17 protein-coding genes are annotated in these 18,367 nt (G+C 69.0%); 9 read left to right on the top strand and 8 right to left on the bottom strand.

From position 1 onward, the window contains the following. Window positions 1-27 precede the first annotated feature (27 nt). Window positions 28-2,058, bottom strand: a complete 2,031-nt coding sequence (locus L3V18_RS15730) for a sodium-translocating pyrophosphatase (RefSeq protein ID WP_237056150.1) — start codon at window positions 2,056-2,058, stop codon at window positions 28-30. A 254-nt stretch (window positions 2,059-2,312) separates the two neighbouring features. On the opposite strand from L3V18_RS15730, the gene L3V18_RS15725 reads away from it, so the two are divergent. Further along, entirely contained in the window at window positions 2,313-2,831 is a 519-nt protein-coding gene (locus tag L3V18_RS15725) for a hypothetical protein (RefSeq protein WP_425493544.1), read from the top strand. 42 nt (window positions 2,832-2,873) lie between these two features. Here L3V18_RS15725 and L3V18_RS15720 read toward each other — a convergent pair whose 3' ends face one another. Then, entirely contained in the window at window positions 2,874-3,803 is a 930-nt protein-coding gene (locus L3V18_RS15720; RefSeq protein WP_237056148.1) for a hypothetical protein, read from the bottom strand. Window positions 3,804-4,022: 219 nt separating this feature from the next. After that, window positions 4,023-5,279, bottom strand: coding sequence for a 6-phosphofructokinase (locus L3V18_RS15715; protein WP_237056146.1), 1,257 nt, complete (start codon window positions 5,277-5,279; stop codon window positions 4,023-4,025). 227 nt (window positions 5,280-5,506) lie between these two features. Here L3V18_RS15715 and L3V18_RS15710 point away from each other — a divergent pair, with 227 nt between their 5' ends. The 3 genes from L3V18_RS15710 (at window position 5,507) to L3V18_RS15700 (ending at window position 8,409) form a co-directional block, all read left to right on the top strand. Further along, window positions 5,507-6,085 carry an adenylate kinase gene (locus L3V18_RS15710; RefSeq protein WP_237056144.1) on the top strand — a complete coding sequence of 193 codons (579 nt, stop codon included), beginning with the start codon at window positions 5,507-5,509 and terminating at the stop codon, window positions 6,083-6,085. Window positions 6,086-6,288: 203 nt separating this feature from the next. Further along, window positions 6,289-7,713, top strand: a complete 1,425-nt coding sequence (locus L3V18_RS15705) for a Mur ligase family protein (protein ID WP_255784052.1) — start codon at window positions 6,289-6,291, stop codon at window positions 7,711-7,713. Between the two features lie 96 nt (window positions 7,714-7,809). Next, window positions 7,810-8,409: an LON peptidase substrate-binding domain-containing protein gene (locus L3V18_RS15700; RefSeq protein WP_425493546.1), complete on the top strand. Its 600-nt coding sequence runs from the start codon at window positions 7,810-7,812 to the stop codon at window positions 8,407-8,409. A 46-nt stretch (window positions 8,410-8,455) separates the two neighbouring features. Here the strand turns inward: L3V18_RS15700 and L3V18_RS15695 are convergent, their stop codons facing one another. Beyond that, on the bottom strand, window positions 8,456-10,465 hold the full coding sequence (locus L3V18_RS15695; protein ID WP_237056141.1) for a bifunctional DedA family/phosphatase PAP2 family protein: 2,010 nt from the start codon (window positions 10,463-10,465) through the stop codon (window positions 8,456-8,458). Between the two features lie 246 nt (window positions 10,466-10,711). Between L3V18_RS15695 and L3V18_RS15690 the strand changes: the two genes are divergently transcribed. The 3 genes from L3V18_RS15690 (at window position 10,712) to L3V18_RS15680 (ending at window position 12,711) form a co-directional block, all read left to right on the top strand. Beyond that, window positions 10,712-11,362 (top strand): protein kinase family protein, encoded by a 651-nt coding sequence (locus L3V18_RS15690; protein ID WP_237056139.1) that lies wholly within the window; start codon window positions 10,712-10,714, stop codon window positions 11,360-11,362. Window positions 11,363-11,437: 75 nt separating this feature from the next. Then, window positions 11,438-12,253: an SDR family oxidoreductase gene (locus L3V18_RS15685; RefSeq protein ID WP_237056138.1), complete on the top strand. Its 816-nt coding sequence runs from the start codon at window positions 11,438-11,440 to the stop codon at window positions 12,251-12,253. A 38-nt stretch (window positions 12,254-12,291) separates the two neighbouring features. After that, complete coding sequence (locus L3V18_RS15680; protein ID WP_237056136.1) at window positions 12,292-12,711, top strand: VOC family protein; 420 nt, start codon at window positions 12,292-12,294, stop codon at window positions 12,709-12,711. 128 nt (window positions 12,712-12,839) lie between these two features. On the opposite strand, the gene L3V18_RS15675 is transcribed toward L3V18_RS15680, so the two are convergent. Then, entirely contained in the window at window positions 12,840-13,712 is an 873-nt protein-coding gene (locus L3V18_RS15675; RefSeq protein ID WP_237056134.1) for an ion transporter, read from the bottom strand. A 107-nt stretch (window positions 13,713-13,819) separates the two neighbouring features. Between L3V18_RS15675 and L3V18_RS15670 the strand changes: the two genes are divergently transcribed. Beyond that, window positions 13,820-15,046, top strand: coding sequence for an acetylornithine/succinylornithine family transaminase (locus L3V18_RS15670; RefSeq protein ID WP_237056133.1), 1,227 nt, complete (start codon window positions 13,820-13,822; stop codon window positions 15,044-15,046). A gap of 169 nt (window positions 15,047-15,215) precedes the next feature. Here the strand turns inward: L3V18_RS15670 and hemL are convergent, their stop codons facing one another. Then, a complete protein-coding gene (hemL, locus tag L3V18_RS15665) occupies window positions 15,216-16,514 on the bottom strand; it encodes a glutamate-1-semialdehyde 2,1-aminomutase (protein WP_237056132.1) in 1,299 nt (432 codons plus the stop codon). A 43-nt stretch (window positions 16,515-16,557) separates the two neighbouring features. Continuing rightward, complete coding sequence (thiE, locus tag L3V18_RS15660) at window positions 16,558-17,196, bottom strand: thiamine phosphate synthase (protein WP_237056131.1); 639 nt, start codon at window positions 17,194-17,196, stop codon at window positions 16,558-16,560. A 66-nt stretch (window positions 17,197-17,262) separates the two neighbouring features. On the opposite strand from thiE, the gene L3V18_RS15655 reads away from it, so the two are divergent. Further along, window positions 17,263-17,454: a rubredoxin gene (locus L3V18_RS15655; protein WP_237056130.1), complete on the top strand. Its 192-nt coding sequence runs from the start codon at window positions 17,263-17,265 to the stop codon at window positions 17,452-17,454. Between the two features lie 48 nt (window positions 17,455-17,502). Here the strand turns inward: L3V18_RS15655 and L3V18_RS15650 are convergent, their stop codons facing one another. Further along, window positions 17,503-17,997 carry a DUF192 domain-containing protein gene (locus tag L3V18_RS15650; protein WP_237056129.1) on the bottom strand — a complete coding sequence of 165 codons (495 nt, stop codon included), beginning with the start codon at window positions 17,995-17,997 and terminating at the stop codon, window positions 17,503-17,505. Window positions 17,998-18,367 lie beyond the last annotated feature (370 nt).

Below are 18,367 nucleotides of genomic sequence, written 5' to 3'. Positions count from 1 at the left end.
CATTCCAACGGGCGTCGCGGCGGATCGCTACAGCAGCGGCACCATCAGCAACGCGACGATGTTGATGATCTTGATCAGCGGATTGATCGCGGGGCCGGCCGTGTCCTTGTACGGATCGCCGACGGTGTCGCCGGTGACCGCGGCCTTGTGCGCCTCGCTGCCCTTGCCGCCGAAGTTGCCGTCCTCGATGTACTTCTTTGCGTTGTCCCAGGCGCCGCCGCCGGTGGTCATCGAGATCGCGACGAACAGGCCGGTCACGATCGTGCCGATCAGCAGGCCGCCCAGCGCCTTCGGACCCAGCAGCAGGCCAACGACGACGGGAACCGCGACCGGCAGCAGCGACGGCACGATCATCTCCTTGATCGCCGACTTGGTCAGCATGTCGACCGCCTTGCTGTAGTCCGGCTTGCCGGTGCCCTCCATGATGCCGGGGATCTCGCGGAACTGGCGGCGCACCTCCTCGACCACCGCACCGGCCGCGCGGCCGACCGCTTCCATCGCCATCGCACCGAACAGGTACGGGATCAGGCCGCCGATGAGCAGACCGATCAGCACCACATGGTCGCTGAGGTCGAATGCGAGCGTCGCGCCATCGTTGTTGGCCGACAGGTTGTGGGTGTAGTCGGCGAACAGCACCAGCGCGGCCAGTGCGGCCGATCCGATCGCGTAGCCCTTGGTGACCGCCTTGGTGGTGTTGCCGACGGCGTCGAGCGGATCGGTGACGTCGCGGACCTCGGGCGGCAGTTCGGCCATCTCGGCGATGCCGCCGGCGTTGTCGGTGATCGGCCCGTACGCGTCCAGCGCGACGATCATGCCGGCCATCGAAAGCATCGCGGTCGCCGCGATCGCGATGCCGTACAGGCCGCCGAGCGCATGGCAGGTCCAGATCGCCGCGCATACCGCGATCACCGGCAGCGCGGTCGACTTCATCGATACGCCGAGGCCGGCGATGATGTTGGTGCCGTGGCCGGTGGTCGAGGCCGACGCGACGTGCCTGACCGGACCGTACTGGGTGCCGGTGTAGTACTCGGTGATCCAGACGATGGCCCCGGTCAGCACCAGGCCGATCAACGCGCAGAAGTAGATGTTCATCGCGCCGTGGCTGGCATCGGCCATCAGTTCGATGGTGATCGGGTAGAACGCGATCGCCGCCAGCACGGCCGACACGATCACGCCCTTGTACAGCGCGCCCATGATCGAGCCGCCCGCCTTCACCTTGACGAAGAACGCGCCGATGATCGAGGCGATGATCGACGCGCCGCCCAGCACCAGCGGGTACAGCACGCCGTTGCTGCCGACCTCCGACACCATCAGGAAGCCCAGCAGCATCGTTGCTATCACCGTGACCGCATAGGTCTCGAACAGGTCGGCCGCCATGCCGGCGCAGTCGCCGACGTTGTCGCCGACGTTGTCGGCGATCACCGCCGGGTTGCGCGGATCGTCCTCGGGAATGCCGGCCTCGACCTTGCCGACCAGGTCGGCGCCGACGTCCGCGCCCTTGGTGAATATACCGCCGCCGAGGCGGGCGAAGATCGAGATCAGCGACGAACCGAACGCTACCCCGACCAGCGCGTGCAGCACGTCCTCGGTCGGCAGCTTGAAGCCGATGTTCAGCACCGCCCAATAGCCGGCCACCCCGAGCAGGCCGAGTCCGACCACCAGCATGCCGGTGATCGCGCCACCACGGAACGCGACGTCCATCGCCGGGCCGATGCCCTGGCGCGCGGCCTCGGCGGTGCGCACGTTCGCGCGGACCGAGACGTTCATGCCGATGTAGCCGGCCGCGCCCGACAGCACCGCGCCGATCAGGAAGCCGATCGCCGTATGCCAGTTCAGGAACAGGCCGATCACCAGGAACAACGCCGCGCCGGCGATGGCGATCGTCAGGTACTGCCGGTTGAGGTAGGCGCGCGCGCCTTCCTGGATCGCCGCTGCGATCTGCTGCATGCGTTCGTTGCCGGCGGGCTGCGCGCCGATCCAGCGCGCCGAGATGATCCCGTACAGGATCGCGATGACGGCGCAGACCAGCGCCATGGTCAAACCGTACTGCTCCAGCATGAACCCCTCCCAGGAGTGGACTACGTGGAATTTCGGATTTCGAGCCTTCTCGTTTGTATGCGTTGCGGGAGCGCCTCGCGGCGGCCGGTGGGGGCAACGGGCCTGACTATCGCACAGGATGCGGCCGTTCTGCTGGGTGCCGCGCCCGGGTTTCGCGCGGCTCGGGCGGCGGCGCAGGCGGGCGGCCGGCGTGGCCCGGGGTTCAGCCACGCCATGCCAGCCTCCCGGCAGTCCACTGTCGCCGGAGCGTTGTGATGCGTTCGATTTCGATGCCGATCCTGGTTCTGCCACCGATGCTGGCCGTCGCCCTCGGGGCCCGGGCCACCGGCCCGACGCCGGAGATCGAGCGTCCGGTTGCGCCGCCACAGGAGACGGGCGTGGTGCATTCGCTGCGCACGATCCCCGAGGCCTGCGCCCGCATCGAAGGGGCGTTCACCGGCGATGCGGCCGAGCCATACCGGTTCGCGGTCGTCCGCACCAGCGCGAACTGCCAGCCGCGCGCGCGTTTCGTCGATGCCGCCAAGGCCGATCCGGACACGACCAAGGGCTGGATCTTCAACGACCTCATCCGGGTGCCCAGCGCCGCCTGCCCGCGCCGGCAGGCAGTGGTGCGGGTGTGGCGCAAGCCGGCGGCGAGCGCACCGCCGGACCTCGATGCCCAGGGCCGCTCGCGGATCTACCTGCAGGATTCCAGGCAGGCCGCGGGCTCGGCAATGAACCGGGTACCGATGTTCGCCGCGGTGATGACGGTCGAGGGCGAAGCCTGCCGCTGAAATCCACGAACGAAAAGGGCCGCGGGCGCGGTCCTTTCCTGCTCAGGCCTGCCGAGATCCCGCGTCGCTGGTTGCAGTCCCGCCGGTCTCGGGAACCATGGCATCCGGGATGATCTCCGGAGCGGTTTCCGTGACATCTTCCGGAGCTGGTGAGGCATCGTCTCCTTCCGGGGTATGGCGTACTTCGGTAGAGGAATCGCTCTGCGCGTTCACGGAAGCGGCGGTGGTCATCCGTTCGCCGGCATCTGTCCCTGACGATGCGAGGGCAAGCGGATCCGCGTAGGCCCCCGGTATCGTCGCGATGTTCTCTTCAGGCAGTTTGAACTGCTCGCGCGAAAGCAGCTGGACGCAGGTCCACCCCAGGTGGGCGGTGACGTCCTTGAGCAGCTGAGCGCCGTTCGCATGCATCTGATCGCGCGACGGGCGGTTGGCATGATCGCGGGTGCTCGCATTGCAGGCCATGTTCGAGACCTGACGGGCAGTGGCGGTCTCCACCAACTGCACCTGGACGCCGTAGTTGACCCAGTAGGAGTTCCAGTCCATCGGGTAGTAGGCGTACCCCCAGCCGGTGGAGCGAACGTCGAGGACGTAATCCGCCTCGGGATGCGTGGCCGCGATTTGACGCGGCTTCTTGGCGTCCGTGGGCTCGGCATCGACATTCAGAACCTCGGCTCCAAAGGATGTCCGCAGGCTGCTTGCCAGTTGTTCACGAATCAGCGTGGCCGGGTCGGCGACATTGTTCTCGTCAACCAGCTTGTTGCCCGCCGCGTACATCGCACCCGCGCCGATCAGCCCGAACGACGCCTTGCCGGCAGTCATCGCACCGAAGGACGGGCGTTGGTGCAGCGCTACCGCCACCTTCTTCCCCTGCAGAAGCGCGGCATCGTCTTCCGACAGCGGAGTCATCTTGTTCCTGGCCATGGCCGTCGAGGCACACAGCAACGCTGCGCACAGGAGCGCGGCTCGCTTCATTCGCAATTCCCCATGCAGTTCTGGTGATGGAGGCGACAGGTCGGGGACGACCGGCGACGGACAGGAGCTCCCCAGCTCCGTGTCCATGGCCCATTATGAGGGCAGGATCGACCGTGCGACAGGGGAACCAGTAACTGGATGGAGCGAAGCGGCCCCGCACTCGTCGTTCGTCCGACTCATGGGAAGGCCGCCTGTCAGGTTCCCGGAAACCGGATCACATCAGCCGTGGCCGGGCGCCAGCTTCTTCCGCACCATCACGTTCTTCAGCGCGACGTACTTCGGCAGCCCATCGCGGCCGTACGGAGGCGGGGTCTCGCCGCGGATCAGCGGTTCGAGGTAGCGCCGCGCGGCCGGGGTGATGCCGTAGCCGTCGCGGCGGATGAAGCCGGACGGCATCTTCTTCTCGTGGTTGGCGATCTTTTCCAGCGGGGCCGGCTCGATCTTCCAGCGGTAGGGCGTGTCGGCGGTGCGCACGATCACCGGCATCACCGCGTTCATGCCCGCAAGCGCGTACTCGACCGCCTTGCGGCCGACCGCCTGGGCCTGGTCGAGGTCGGTCTTGCTGGCGATGTGGCGGGCCGAACGTTGCAGGTAGTCGGGCAGGGTCCAGTGGACCTTGTAGCCGAGCGCGTCCTTGACCCGCCCGGCGAGGTGGGATGCGACGCCGCCCAGCTGGGTATGGCCGAACGAGTCCTTGCCGCCGCCTGCGTCGGCGACAAAGCGACCGTCCGGGGTCTGGATGCCCTCGCTGGCGACGACGACGCACCAGCCGACGCGCTCGACGGTCGCCTTCACCTTCTCGAAGAAATCGGCCTCCACGTACGGACGCTCGGGAAACAGGATCAGGTGCGGGGCGGCATCGCGGCCGTCGCCGGCCAGGCCCGCGGCCGCGGCCAGCCAGCCGGCGTGGCGGCCCATCGCTTCGTAGACGAACACCTTGGTCGAGGTATCCGCCATCGCGGCGACATCCAGCGCGGCTTCGCGCACCGACACCGCGGTGTACTTGGCCGCCGAGCCGAAGCCGGGGCAACAGTCGGTGACGGCGAGGTCGTTGTCGACCGTCTTCGGCACGCCGACGCAGGTCAGCGGATAGCCGAACTCGGCCGCGAGCCGCGATACCTTGAGCGCGGTGTCGGCGGAATCGTTGCCGCCGTTGTAGAGGAAATAGCGCACGTCGTGGGCGCGCAGCACGTCGAGCAGCCGCTCGTAGCGGGCGCGGTCCTCCTGCAGCGACTTCAGCTTGACCCGGCACGAGCCGAACGCGCCGCCCGGGGTGTGCGCCAGCGCCCGGATCGCGGCGATGCTTTCCCTGGAGGTGTCGATCAGCTCCTCGCGCAGTGCGCCCAGAATGCCGTTGCGCGCCGCCAGCACCCGGACCTTTTTCGCGCGGGCCGCCTGGACGACTGCCGAGGCGGTGGCGTTGATGACGGCGGTGACGCCGCCGGACTGGGCGTAGAGCAGGGTTCCCTGGGCCATGTCGGCTCCTCTCGGAGGTCGTGAATGGGGGTTGTACCGGTCCGATGGTCGACATTCGCGGGCGTTTGCCCGGAAATGGCGTCCGATCATGCCGCAGATGGCCGTGGACGGGCCGTCGATAGGGTAAGCTGGACGCCGTTTCGCCCGTCGGGCCACGGTCTGCGCCAGTGTAGCGCCGCCGTGCCGGGACATGCGGGCCCGGTTTTCTTCTTTGTGGAGCGATGTCGATGCGATTGGTACTTCTAGGCGCGCCGGGTTCCGGCAAGGGAACCCAGGCCGCCCGCCTCAAGGATCACCTGCAGGTACCCCACATCTCCACCGGCGATCTGCTGCGGGCGGAGGTGGCGGCGGGTTCGAAGCTGGGGCTGGAGGCCAAGGAAGTGATGGCGCGCGGCGAGCTGGTCAGCGACGCGATCCTGCTGGGCATGCTCGAGGACCGTTTCTCTCGCCCGGACACGGCCGGCGGGTTCATCCTCGACGGCTATCCGCGCAACCTGGCCCAGGCCGATGCGCTTGACGCACTGTTGAACCGCATCGGCCAGCCGATGGACTTCGCGGTACAGCTGGAAGTCGCGACCGAACTGCTGGTCGAGCGCATCGCCGGCCGTGCCCAGGCCGAAGGCCGCGCCGATGACAATCCCGAGTCGGTGCGCAAGCGTCTGCACGTCTACGAGACCTCGACCGCGCCGGTGATCGAGTTCTACCGCCAGCATGGCCAGCTGACCGTGGTCGACGGCGTCGGCACGATGGACGAGGTGTTCACCCGCATCGTCGAGGCGATCGAGCCGGTCCGCGAGGTCGGCTGACGCGGTCGCTGCGGCGCCCGGGATTCCGACGGCAAACGCCCTGGCAGGTCCGGGGCGTTTGCCGTTGTGGTTCCGCCGTCGATCCACCCCGGTGACGAAGGCGGTCGGCACGACCGTCAGCCGGGAGCGTCGCGACGCGGCCGGGAACGGACTTCGGGGGTACCCTAGAGCGGTTCTGTCTCCATTGATCGGGAACCCTTCGCTTGAAACTCCACATCCTCGGCATCGCCGGCACGTTCATGGGCGGTGTCGCCGCGCTGGCACGCGAACTCGGGCACCAGGTCGAAGGCAGCGACCAGGCCGTCTACCCGCCGATGTCGACCCAGCTCGAGCGGCTCGGCATCGCGTTGAGGCAGGGCTACCTGCCGGAGAACATCTCGGCCGACTGCGACGAAGTCGTGATCGGCAACGCGCTCTCGCGCGGCAACGCCGCGGTCGAACAGGTGCTCGACGAAGGCCGGCGCTACATCTCCGGTGCGCAGTGGCTCAGCGAGCGGGTCCTGCCCGGACGCGACACCCTTGCGGTGGCCGGTACCCACGGCAAGACCACGACCACCACCATCCTGACCTGGCTGCTGCAGGCGGCCGGGCGCGAGCCGGGCTTCCTGATCGGCGGCGTCGCCGAGGACTTCGGAGTGTCGGCGCGGATCGGGACCGGACGCGAGTTCGTGGTCGAGGCGGACGAATACGACACCGCGTTCTTCGACAAGCGCAGCAAGTTCGTCCACTACCGGCCACTGGTCGCGATTCTCAACAATCTGGAGTACGACCACGCCGACATCTTTCCCGACGTGGCCGCGATCCAGCGCCAGTTCCACCATCTGGTGCGTACCGTGCCGCGGCGCGGCCGGTTGATCGTCAACGGCGAGGACGCGCGCCTGGCCGAGGTGCTGGCGATGGGCTGCTGGACGCCGGTGGAAACGTTCGGGCTCGATGCCGCGCTGGCGGTGCCGCCGCCGCACGGCGACCGCGCCGACCCGGCGGCCGCCGCGCGCGCCGTGTTCGACTGGACCGCGCGCCTGCTGCGCGAGGATGGCAGCGCGTTCGTGGTCGTGCACCGCGGCGTCGAACTTGGCGAGGTGCGCTGGCCCCTGCTCGGCCGACACAACGTGATGAACGCACTGGCCGCGCTCGCCGCCTGCGCGGCGGTCGGCGTCGACGTGGAGGACGTGCTGCCGGCGCTGGCGCGGTTCCGCAGCGTCAAACGGCGGATGGAGTTGCTCGGCGAGGCGCGTGGCGTGACCGTCTACGACGACTTTGCCCATCATCCGACCGCGATCCGCACCACCCTGGCCGGCTTGCGCGCCAGGGTAGGCGATGCGCGCGTCGTGGTGGCGATGGAACCGCGCAGCAATTCGATGCGCCTGGGCGCGCATGCCGAGGCGCTGGCGCCGTCGCTGGACGCGGCCGACGCGGTGGTGTTCCTGCATCGTCCGGAACTGGCCTGGGATGCGGGCGGGGTTGTGGCCGCGCTGCGCGGCGAGGGTATCGCAGTGCCGGACGTCGATGCGTTGATCGCGCGCCTGTGCGAGCGGGTACGCGACGGCGACCACGTGGTGTTCATGTCCAACGGCGGTTTCGACGGCGCGCCGCGGCGCTTCCTGGCGGCGTTGCGGGAGACCGGCTGAGCCGAATGGCGATGCGGCCGGTGGCGCGGGATGCGCCGCCGCTGCGCGTGGCGGATGACCGTGCCAGGAGGTGACGCGGCGGACATCGCGCGTACACTGGAGCCGATGTCGGAGACCGGCCCGCCCGTCGAGACGATCGGATTGTTCCCCCTGCACGCGGTGCTGCTGCCGGGGGCGGCGCTGGGTCTGCGCGTGTTCGAACCGCGTTATCTCGACCTGGTTCGCGACTGCAGCCGGACCGGCAAGGGCTTCGGCATCTGCATGATCCTGGAAGGCGAGGAGGTCGGCACCGTCACCTCGGCCGCGGCCTACGGCACCGAGGCGGCGATCGAGGACTTCGGCACCGGCGACGACGGCCTGCTGACCCTGCAGGTGCGCGGCCGGCGACGTTTCCACGTACACCGGGTGCGGGTGCGCGACAGCGGCCTGCAGGTCGCCGAGGTCAGCTGGTGCGGCGCCGACGCGGTCGAGCCGCTGCGCCCGGAGCACGGACTGCTTGCGACCCTCCTGCACGAGGTGATCGACAAGTTCGGTGGCGAGCACGCCGCAGCTCCGGAGGACCGTTTCGACGACGCGGCCTGGGTCGGTTGGCGGTTGGCCGAGATGTTGCCGCTGCACAACACCCAGCGCCAGGCCCTGCTGCAGATGGAAGATCCGCACGAGCGCCTGCAGCAGGTGCTGTCGCTGCTGCCCTGACGTCGCGGCCCCGATCCGTGCGAACGCCGTGCTGGCGCGGCTGGCGTTACCGCGGGTCCGGCGCCGTCCGCAGCCGCAGCACCGGCAGGCCGGTGGCGGGATGCGCTTCCTCGACCGGCGAGAAGCCCGACAGCGCCTCGCGCACCTGCGTGAAGGATTCGCCGTCGTCGGGTTCGGGGCGCCACAGCGCGGCCGCGTCGAGCGGCCGCGCCAGGTGCAGCCGCTGCGTCGAACCCAGCCACAGCGGCGAGCCGTCGTCGAGTGCGGCCGGCGCCGGCCACAGGCGCAGCGCGTACAGGCGTTCGGTGCCGTCCGGACCGGGCGGCGCGTCGCGCAGCATCAGCAGCGTCTCGGCCCGCGCATCCAGGGTCGCCGGCAGCACCGGTTGCCGGATCGGTGGAATGTCGTCGTCGAGCAGGCCGATCGTCGCGGTCCAGTCCGCCTGCGGCTGCACACGCCAGCCCTCGGCCTCCAGCGCCGCCCGCAGCGGTTCCAGCGGACCGGCGACCTGCAGGTCGAGCAGCCAGCGCCGGCGGGCGTCGCTTTCGTCGCGACGGCCGGGCAGTTCGCTCCAGCCGTCGTTCCACCATTGCCGGGCATCGATGATCCGCAGCGGTGCGGCGGTCTCGAATTTCGCCAGCAGGCCGTCCGCCGCGCGCGGCGCGTGCCACAACGCGGCGGCGAGGAAGCTGCCATAGAACATCCACGCCAGCGGCCGCATCCAGAACGAGCGCGCGACGTGGCTGCGGTAGGCCAGCCCCAGCGCCAGCAGCCAGAGAATGCCGAACAGGCTGCCGCCGATCAGGTCGCTGAGCCAGTGCGCCCCCAGGTACAGACGGGCGAAGCCGACCAGGGTGGTGGCGACGCCGGCGACCAGATACGGCCAGACCCGCTTGCGCCCGGGCAGCTCGCGTGAGATCAGCACCGCGAAGAAGCCGAACACCACCGTCGTCATCGTCACCGCGACCGACGGGAAGCCGAAGCCTGCCGGCGCGGTCGGCGGGCGCGGCATCTCGATCGCGGTCTCCAGCAGCGCGGTCAGCACCAGGCCGAAGACGATCGCCGCGATCCAGTGCGCCGCCGCCATCCAGCGTCGCCGCCACAGCAGGTAGACCAGGGTGACCGCGGCCGCGGTGCCCAGCACCGGCGTGTCGCCAAGGCTGGCCAGGCCCGCCATCAGATGATCGGCGAGCGGGTTGCGCAGGCTCCACATCAGCCCATGTACGGCCTGGTCCAGCGCCAGCGGGCCGCCGCTGGCGAGCAGGGCCGCGAGGAACGTGAACCACGCCCAGCTGATCGCCAACAGGCATACCGCCAACATCACCAGGGATGGCGACTCCGGGCGATTGGGGTCGACCAGTGCTGCCGCATAGCGGCCCAGTCGCGGGTGCGTGCGGGTCCAGGACAGGCCGCGGGCGAGCAGGTTGTCGGCGTGGGCCGCGAACCATCGCCAGGTGTAGAGCACCGCCGCCCAGACCAGCGCCAGCACGATCGCCAGGGTGCCGAGCACGATCGCGAGCCGGTCCGCGACCGCCGCCACCGCGTCGTAGGACGCGCCCAGCACCCAGCCGGGCGCCAGGAACAGCGCCGCCCAGGCGATCGAAGCGGCGAGGCTGGGAACCAGGTAGCGTGGGAAGGGCATCCGCAGCATCCCCGCGATCGCCGGCACGAACGGCCGTACCGCGCCAACGAAGCGGGCGATCACGATGCTCATCGCGCCGCGCCGGCGGAACATGCCTTCGCCGCGATCCAGCCACTGCGGATAGCGCGAGAACGGCCAGGTCTGCCGCAGTTGCGGCCCCCAGTTGCGGCCGATCCAGTAGCTCAGCGCATCGCCGAGAAAGGCGCCGGCAGAGGCGGCAGCCAGCGCATACGGTCCATTGATGTGACCCAGTCCGACCAGGGCGCCGACCGCGAACAGCAGCGGCAGCGCCGGCACGAAGATGCCCAGGATCACCAGGGCGTCGCAGAACGCGATCAGGAAGATCACCGCGCCCGCTGCAATGGGGTGTGCCGCGATCCAGGCGGTCGCGCTTTCGATCCAGGCCGAGTCCATCTACGGATTATGGGGGACGGACCTGGCAATGCCCTAGGGTCTTCGATCCGATCGAGGCACGCCGCGCCACACTTGATACCGTGCGCAGCCGGCGGACGCCACGGAATGCCGATGCATGCGGCCGCAGGACCTGAAGCGGCGCTGCGACGCGCCGGGCCCGCCGGAAGGGGCGGCGGAAAGTGGTCGCTCGCGCCCGGATGACCGCGGCAGGCTCCGGCCGGGCGCCGCCGGGCTTAGACTTTGGTCATGTCGATCGAAGTTTCCGCGCTCAAGTCCGACAGTTTCGGCCGCATCGCCCTGATGCGCGGCGAACGTGGGCTGTTCGTCCGCCGCGACCTGGCTCACGTGCCGCTGTGGCTGCGGCTGCCTGCCTGGTGGCTGGCCCGGCGCGAGGCGCGCGGCCTGCAGGCCGTGACCGGGCTCGAGGCGGTGCCGCAGCTGTTGGGTTGGGACGGGCGCCGGCTCGATCGCAGCTACATGGATGGCGCGGCGATGTACCAGCGCCCGCCGCGGGGCGACCTCGCCTATTTCCGCGAGGCGCGGCGCCTGTTGCAGGCGCTGCACCGGCGGGGCGTCGCCCACAACGATCTGGCCAAGGAGGCCAACTGGCTGGTGCTGGCCGATGGTCGCCCCGGCATCATCGATTTCCAGCTTGCGGTGCGCGGCGATCCGCGTTCGCGCTGGATGCGCCTGCTTGCCCGCGAGGACCTGCGCCATCTGCTCAAGCACAAGCGCACCTATTGTCCCGAGGCACTGACCCCGGTCGAGCGGCGCGTACTCAAGCGGCACTCCTGGGTCCGCGAGGCCTGGTTCGCGACCGGCAAGCCGGTCTACCGCTTCGTCACCCGGCGCCTGCTGAAGTGGGAGGACAACGAGGGGCAGGGGCCCAAGCCTTGAGGATCCGGGATAGACGGCTGCCGCGGACGCGTTGACGCGTTAGGCTCTTGGCGGTCCCCCACCGTCTGGTGTCCGATGTCCTCCCTTCAAGGCAAGACCCTGTTCATCACCGGCGCCTCGCGCGGGATCGGCCGCGCAATCGCCCTGCGCGCCGCCCGCGACGGCGCCAACGTCGCGATCGTCGCCAAGTCAGGCGTGCCCAATCCCAAGCTGCCGGGCACCATCCACAGTGTCGCGGCCGAGGTCGAGGCCGCCGGCGGTCGCGCGCTGCCGGTGCAGTGCGACATCCGCGACGAGGAGCAGGTCCGCGCGGCGGTGGCCGCGACCGTCGATGCCTTTGGCGGCCTCGACATCCTGGTGAACAATGCCAGCGCGATCTGGCTGCGCGGCGCGCTGGACACGCCGATGAAGCGCTACGACCTGATGCAGGAGGTCAACGCGCGCGGCACCTTCCTGTGCACCCAGACCTGCCTGCCGCACCTGCGCGAAGCGGCCAACCCCCACGTGCTGACGCTGTCGCCGCCACCGAGCCTGGATCCGAAGTGGTGGGGGCCGCACGTGGCCTACACCTACGCGAAGATGGGCATGAGCCTGCTGACGATCGGCCTGGCCGCCGAGTTCGGTCCACAGGGCATCGCGATCAACGCACTGTGGCCGCGCACGGTGATCGCCACCGATGCAATCCGGATGATTCCCGGCGTAGAGCCCAGGGCCTGCCGACGCCCCGAGATCATGGGCGACGCGGCGCACGCGGTACTGGTTCGACCGGCGGCGGGCTTCTTCGGCCGCTTCCTGATCGACGACGAGGTGCTGGGCGAGGCCGGGGGCGCCGATCTCGACGCCTACGCGGTCGAACCAGGGCATCCGCTGCTGCCCGATCTGTTCCTCTGATCAACGCATCAACATTTCCCACGATTCCGGACGACACGATGAAATATCTGCACGCGATGGTCCGCGTCCGCGACCTCGACGCCTCCCTGAAGTTCTTCCGCGACGGCCTGGGCTTGCGCGAGACCCGGCGCAAGGACGTGCCGCAGGGCCGCTTCACCCTGGTCTATCTCGGTGCACCCGAGAACCCGGAGGCCGAGGTCGAGCTGACCTGGAACTATGACGATGAGGACTACGGCGACGCGCGCAACTTCGGCCATCTGGCCTTCGCGGTCGACGACATCTATGCGTTGTGCGCGCACCTGCAGGGTATGGACGTCACCATCAACCGCCCGCCGCGCGACGGCCACATGGCCTTCGTGCGCTCGCCCGATGGCATTTCGATCGAACTGCTGCAGAAGGGCGAGCCGCTGACGCCGGCCGAGCCGTGGGCGTCGATGCCGAACACCGGAAGCTGGTAGTGGATTCAGGGCCTGGTGCCGCGCCGCTGGGCGTTCGCCTGGGCCGCGTGGTCGTTGTGCGGCCGGAGTCGCGTCGCGACCGGGGCGTTCACCAAACTGCGAGCCGGTGGTTCGCGAACGCCTCCGACTCACCCCATCGGTGCTGGAAGTCTGACGCCGCAGCCCCGGCAGTGCAGTGCGTCGGGGTCGTGGCCTTCCAGGCCGCATTCGGGGCAGCCGCGCGCGTCGTGGTGGCCGGGCATGCCGGAGGCCTCGCGCAGGCTGCTGGCGAGCTCGGCGGTGTAGATGCCGGTCGGAACCGCGATCACGCTGTAGCCGATCAGGATCAGGATCGACGCGAAGAAGCGGCCGGGGACCGTCGCCGGCGAAATGTCGCCGTAGCCGACCGTCGCCATCGTCACGATCGCCCAGTACATCCCGGTCGGAATGCTGGTGAAACCGTGCTCAGGTCCCTCGATCAGGTACATCAATGCGCCGAAGATCACGACCACGGTCATGATCGCGCACAGGAAAACGAAGATCTTGCGGCGGCTGCGCCACAGCGCCCGGATCAGGATGCCGCTTTCCTCGACGTACTGGGTCAGCTTGAGGATGCGGAAAAGCCGCAGGATGCGCAGGATCCGCACCACCAGCAGGCTCTGACTGCCCGGCAGCAGCAGAGAAAGGTAGGTCGGCAGGATCGACAGCAGGTCGATCAGCCCCCAGGCGCTCAGCGCGTAGCGCAGCGGTCTGCGCACCACCACCAGCCGCAGCGCGTACTCGAGGGTGAACAGCGCGGTGAATGCCCATTCGACCAGATACAGCGCCCGGGCGTGGCGTTCGTGGAACCGAGGCACACTGTCGAACATGATCACCAGCACGCTGGCGAGGATCGCGACGACGAGGATCAAGTCGAAGTTCCGCGACGGCGGCGTATCGTGGCGGTAGATGATGTCGAACCAGGTCCGTCGCCAGCCGGTTTCGGTGGCGGGGTTCAGCTGCGGGGCGAGTAACAGGCGCATCGGCATCCTCCGGTCACGTGATTGTGACGCATATCGAGGGGCGTCTCGTGCCGCATCCGGTCGCGCGATCGGCGAGAATGCGCATTCCGTCCCTGCCGTCCACGCCCATGTCCGCCTCCAACGATGCCCTCTGCGCCCTCGCCGACGACTACTACGTGCCGGTCTACCGGCCGCGTCGGATCGTCCTCGACCACGGTCAGGGTTCGCGCATCTTCGACATCGACGGCCGCGAGTACATCGACTTCGGCGGCGGCATCGCGGTCAACGCGCTCGGTCATGCCAATCCGGTCCTGATCGAGGCGCTGACCGCGCAGGCGCAACGGCTCTGGCACACCAGCAACGTGTTCGTCAGCGAACCGCCGCTGCGGCTGGCGCAGGAACTGGTCGAGGCCAGCGGCTTCGCCCGCCGCGTGTTCCTGTGCAACTCCGGCGCCGAAGCCAACGAGGCGGCGATCAAGCTGGCCCGTCGCTGGGCCGCGGCGCAGGGCCGTCCACCGGAACAGCGCGTGATCCTCACCTTCCGCGGCAGTTTCCACGGCCGCACCCTGGCGACCGTGACCGCGACCGCGCAGCCCAAATACCAGGAAGGTTTCGAGCCGCTGCCGGCCGGCTTCCGCTACAGCGACTTCAATGATCTGGCCGCGGCCGAGGCGGCGATGGCGGCCGGCGACGTCTGTGCCGTGCTGGTCGAGCCGGTCCAGGGTGAGGGCGGGGTGACGCCGGCGACGGATGCGTTCCTTCAGGGTCTGCGTGCGCTGTGCGATCGCCACGGCGCGCTGCTGATGCTCGACGAGATCCAGTGCGGGATGGGCCGTACCGGCCATCTGTTCGCGTGCGAGGGCTACGGCGTGGTACCCGATGTGGTCACCCTGGCCAAGGCGCTCGGCGGGGGCATGCCGATCGGCGCGATGCTGGCCGGCCCGAAGGCCAGCGAGACACTGCAGTTCGGCGCCCATGGCACCACCTTCGGCGGCAATCCGATGGCGGCCGCGGTCGCCCGCGCAGTCCTGCGGGAACTGTCGTCCACGGCCCTGCAGGCCAATGTCGGGCGTCAGGCTGCGGCGATCCGCGCGTCGCTGGCGGACATCGATGCCGAACTCGGCCTGTTCGCCGAGATCCGCGGACGTGGATTGATGATCGGGGCGCAGCTGCGGGCCGAGCACACGGGAAGGGCGGCCGAGATTCTCGACCGCTGTGTCGGCCATGGCCTGCTGCTGCTGCAGGCCGGCCCGGACGTGCTGCGCTTCGTGCCGGCGTTGAACATCGGCGATGCCGATGTCGCCGATGGCATGGCCCGCCTGCACGCCGCGCTGCGCGACTTCGCCGCCGGCTGAACCCCTTAGCTACAGCGGCCGTAGCAGTGGAGCAAGCCGCAATCGGACTCTCGCCGGAGGGTTCCTCGCGGTTTAGTCCGCTCTTGTCGCATCACGCGCCGGCGTGGACGACTCTTGAGGGCGTGGCGCGAGCTGAGATCCGTCGCGAATGTCGGCGGGTCGCGCCGCGTTACCGGGCCGCCTGCGCGACCTCGGCGAATGCCGAGCGCGCGGCCAGGATCGTGTGCGCGATCTCGGCGTCGCCATGCGCCGCCGACATGAAGCCGGCCTCGAACGCCGACGGCGCCAGGTACACCCCGCGCTCCAGCATCGCGTGGAAGAACTGTCCGAACTTGCCGGCATCCGACGCCTTCGCGTCTTCGAACGTCTCCACCGGTCCCTCGCGGAAATACAGGCCGAACATGCCCGGTGCGCGGGTGGTGTGGAAGGCGACTCCGGCCTCGCGCGCCGCTGCCTCCAGGCCGTCGCAGAGCTGGTGGGTACGGCGTTCAAGCGCATCGTGGAAGCCCGGCGCCTGGATCAGCTCGAGCGTCGCCAGCCCCGCGGCCATCGCGACCGGATTGCCGCTGAGCGTTCCGGCCTGGTAGATCGGCCCGCTCGGCGCGACCTGTGCCATCAGCTCGCGGCGGCCGCCGTAGGCGCCGACCGGCATGCCGCCGCCGATGATCTTGCCGAAGGTGCTCAGATCGGGCGTGACCTCGTAACGCTGCTGCGCCCCGCCCAGCGCGACGCGGAAGCCGGTCATCACCTCGTCGAAGATAAGCACGGCGCCATGCTTCGTGCACAGTGCGCGCAGGTGCTGCAGATAGCCTTCGCGCGGCAGGATGCAATTCGCGTTGCCGACGATCGGTTCGATGATCAGGCCGGCGATCTCGTCGCCGATCTCGTCGAACAGCCTCGTCGCCGCATCGAAGTCGTTGTACGGGATCGTCATCGTCAGGTCGGCGAGCGCGTCGGGCACCCCGGGCGAGTTCGGCAGGCCAAGCGTCATCACTCCGCTGCCGGCCTTCACCAGGAAGCTGTCGCCATGGCCGTGATAACAGCCTTCGAACTTGACGATGCGACTGCGCCCGGTCGCACCGCGGGCGACCCGGATCGCCGACAGCGTCGCCTCGGTACCGGAGTTGACCATGCGCACCATCTCGCAGCTCGGCACGATCCGGGTGATCGCCTCGGCCATCTCGACCTCGAGCGCGTTTGGCACGCCGAAACTCAGGCCGTTGCGCATCGCGCCTTCGACCGCCGCCAGCACTTCGGGATGGGCGTGACCGGCGATCATCGGCCCCCACGAGCCGACGTAGTCGACATAGCGGTTGCCGTCGACGTCGAACAGGTAGGCTCCCTCCGCGCGTTGTGCGAAGAAGGGCTCGCCGCCGACCGACTTGAACGCGCGTACCGGCGAGTTGACGCCGCCGGGTATCAGCGCCTGGGCGCGGGTGAACAGGGCGTGTGAGCGTTCGTGGTTCATGGTGTGGGGTGTCCGCGTGGAATAACGAAGGGAAATGCGTGACTCAATCGAAGCAGGCGCGGTAGGCGTTCACCGCGCGGGCGGGATCGGGAGCGTCGAACACGCCGCTGATCACCGCGATGAGATCGGCGCCGGCGGCGACGATCGAGCGCGCATTGTCCGGAGTGATGCCACCGATCGCCACCCGCGCTACGCCCAGCGCGGCGACATGGCCCAGCAGTGCCGGATCGGCGCGACGCGCCCGGGGCTTGGTCGGCGAGGGGAAGAATGCGCCGAAAGCCACATAGGAAGCACCGGCATTCACCGCGGCGATCGCGCGGCCGGCATCGTCGTAGCAGGACGCGCCGATCAGGGCATGGCGACCGAGTGCCGCGCGCGCCTGCGCGATGTCGCCGTCGTCCTCGCCCAGGTGTACGCCGTCGGCTCCGATCTCCGTTGCGAGTCGCCAGTCGTCGTTGACGATCAGCGCGACGCCGCGGGCGCGGCATGCGGGCTGCAACGCCGAAGCCTGCATGCGCCGCAGCGCCGGCGACGCCGTCTTGTTTCGGTACTGCAGCCAGACGATGCCAGCATCGAGCACGGGCTCGACGCGCTGCAGCAGCTGTACGGTGTCCGTGCAGTCGGGCGTGATTGCGTAGACGCCGCGGCGGGGGCGGACGGAGGCTGGCGGAGTCGAATTCATGGCTCGGCTTCTTCATGGCCGCATCCGTGGGACAATGCGGCTCTGTCATCCATACATTATCCGCTCATGTCCGTTTCCGAAGTCACCGCGCCCTACCGCACGTGGATGTGCGTTGTCTGCGGCTTCATCTACGACGAGTCCGAGGGACTCCCCGAGGAAGGCATCGCGCCCGGCACGCGCTGGGAGGACGTGCCCGACACCTGGACCTGCCCGGACTGCGGCGTCACCAAGGACGACTTCGAGATGGTGCCGGCCTGAGCCGGCAGTTGCAGCAGCGACGGAACGTATCCGCTCAAGCGGATCCGATCAGTCGTCTGCGCCGGCTTCCTGCTCGACGGCAGGTCCGAACAGCAACGTCGCCCCATCCTCCAGTTTCAGCCGCGCCGCTTCGCCCGCGTTGAGCTCGAGGACGTAACGCGCCGGCGCGCTGCTCGGATACGGCGGGCAGCCGTTGCCCAGCGAACATGGCGGCACGTCGCGCTGCTGCGAAACCAGCCGGCGAGCGCTGTCGAAATAGAGGATGTCGAGCGGGATCCGCGTGTTCTTCATCCAGTACGACTGCATCTCCTCGCGCTCGTGGATGAACAGCATCCCGCTGCCTTCTGCCAGCCTGTCCCGGAACATCAATCCCCGGGCGCGCTCCTGATCGTCGTTGGCGATCTCGACCTCATAGCGTGCCCCGCCGAGCTCGACCCATGCACCGTTCTCGGTCGCGCAACCGGGCAATGCCAGGCCCGCCGCAAGGACAGCGGCAACGGCCAGCAATGGGAGGGGGTTGGATCGGTCGCGGCGCATGGGCATGACGGTTTCAAGGGGGGGAATGGAGCCCGACCATCCGCCAGTGTCGCGGCGAGGTCAAGACGCCCGTGTCCTGCAGAAGAGACTGCCGCATTGAGCCTCTTCCCAAAGCCGGAATGGCTGTGCACAATGCGCGCCCCGCATCGGGATGTGAGTGGTTGTGGGGGCGTATTGGAGGCGGTTTTCAGCGGGCGGTTGACGGTCTGGGGAGTTGCTGTAAGATGCGCGGCCCGCTGGCGGTGAGGTGCGAGCTGAACGGTGGCGGGGAGGCAGGAAACGGGGTGTGAAAAGGTGTTGACGGCCCTGAAAACTGCTGTATGATGAGCGGCTCCCTCGGGCACTTAGGCGATTGCCGGTGGCGGAGGGTGAAGCG

The organism is Marilutibacter chinensis (assembly GCF_021725675.1).
In the GTDB taxonomy this organism is placed as follows: Bacteria; Pseudomonadota; Gammaproteobacteria; order Xanthomonadales; family Xanthomonadaceae; genus Marilutibacter; species Marilutibacter chinensis.
The sequence above is the reverse complement of the archived record's forward strand: the minus strand, read 5'-3'. Positions and strand labels throughout refer to the sequence as shown.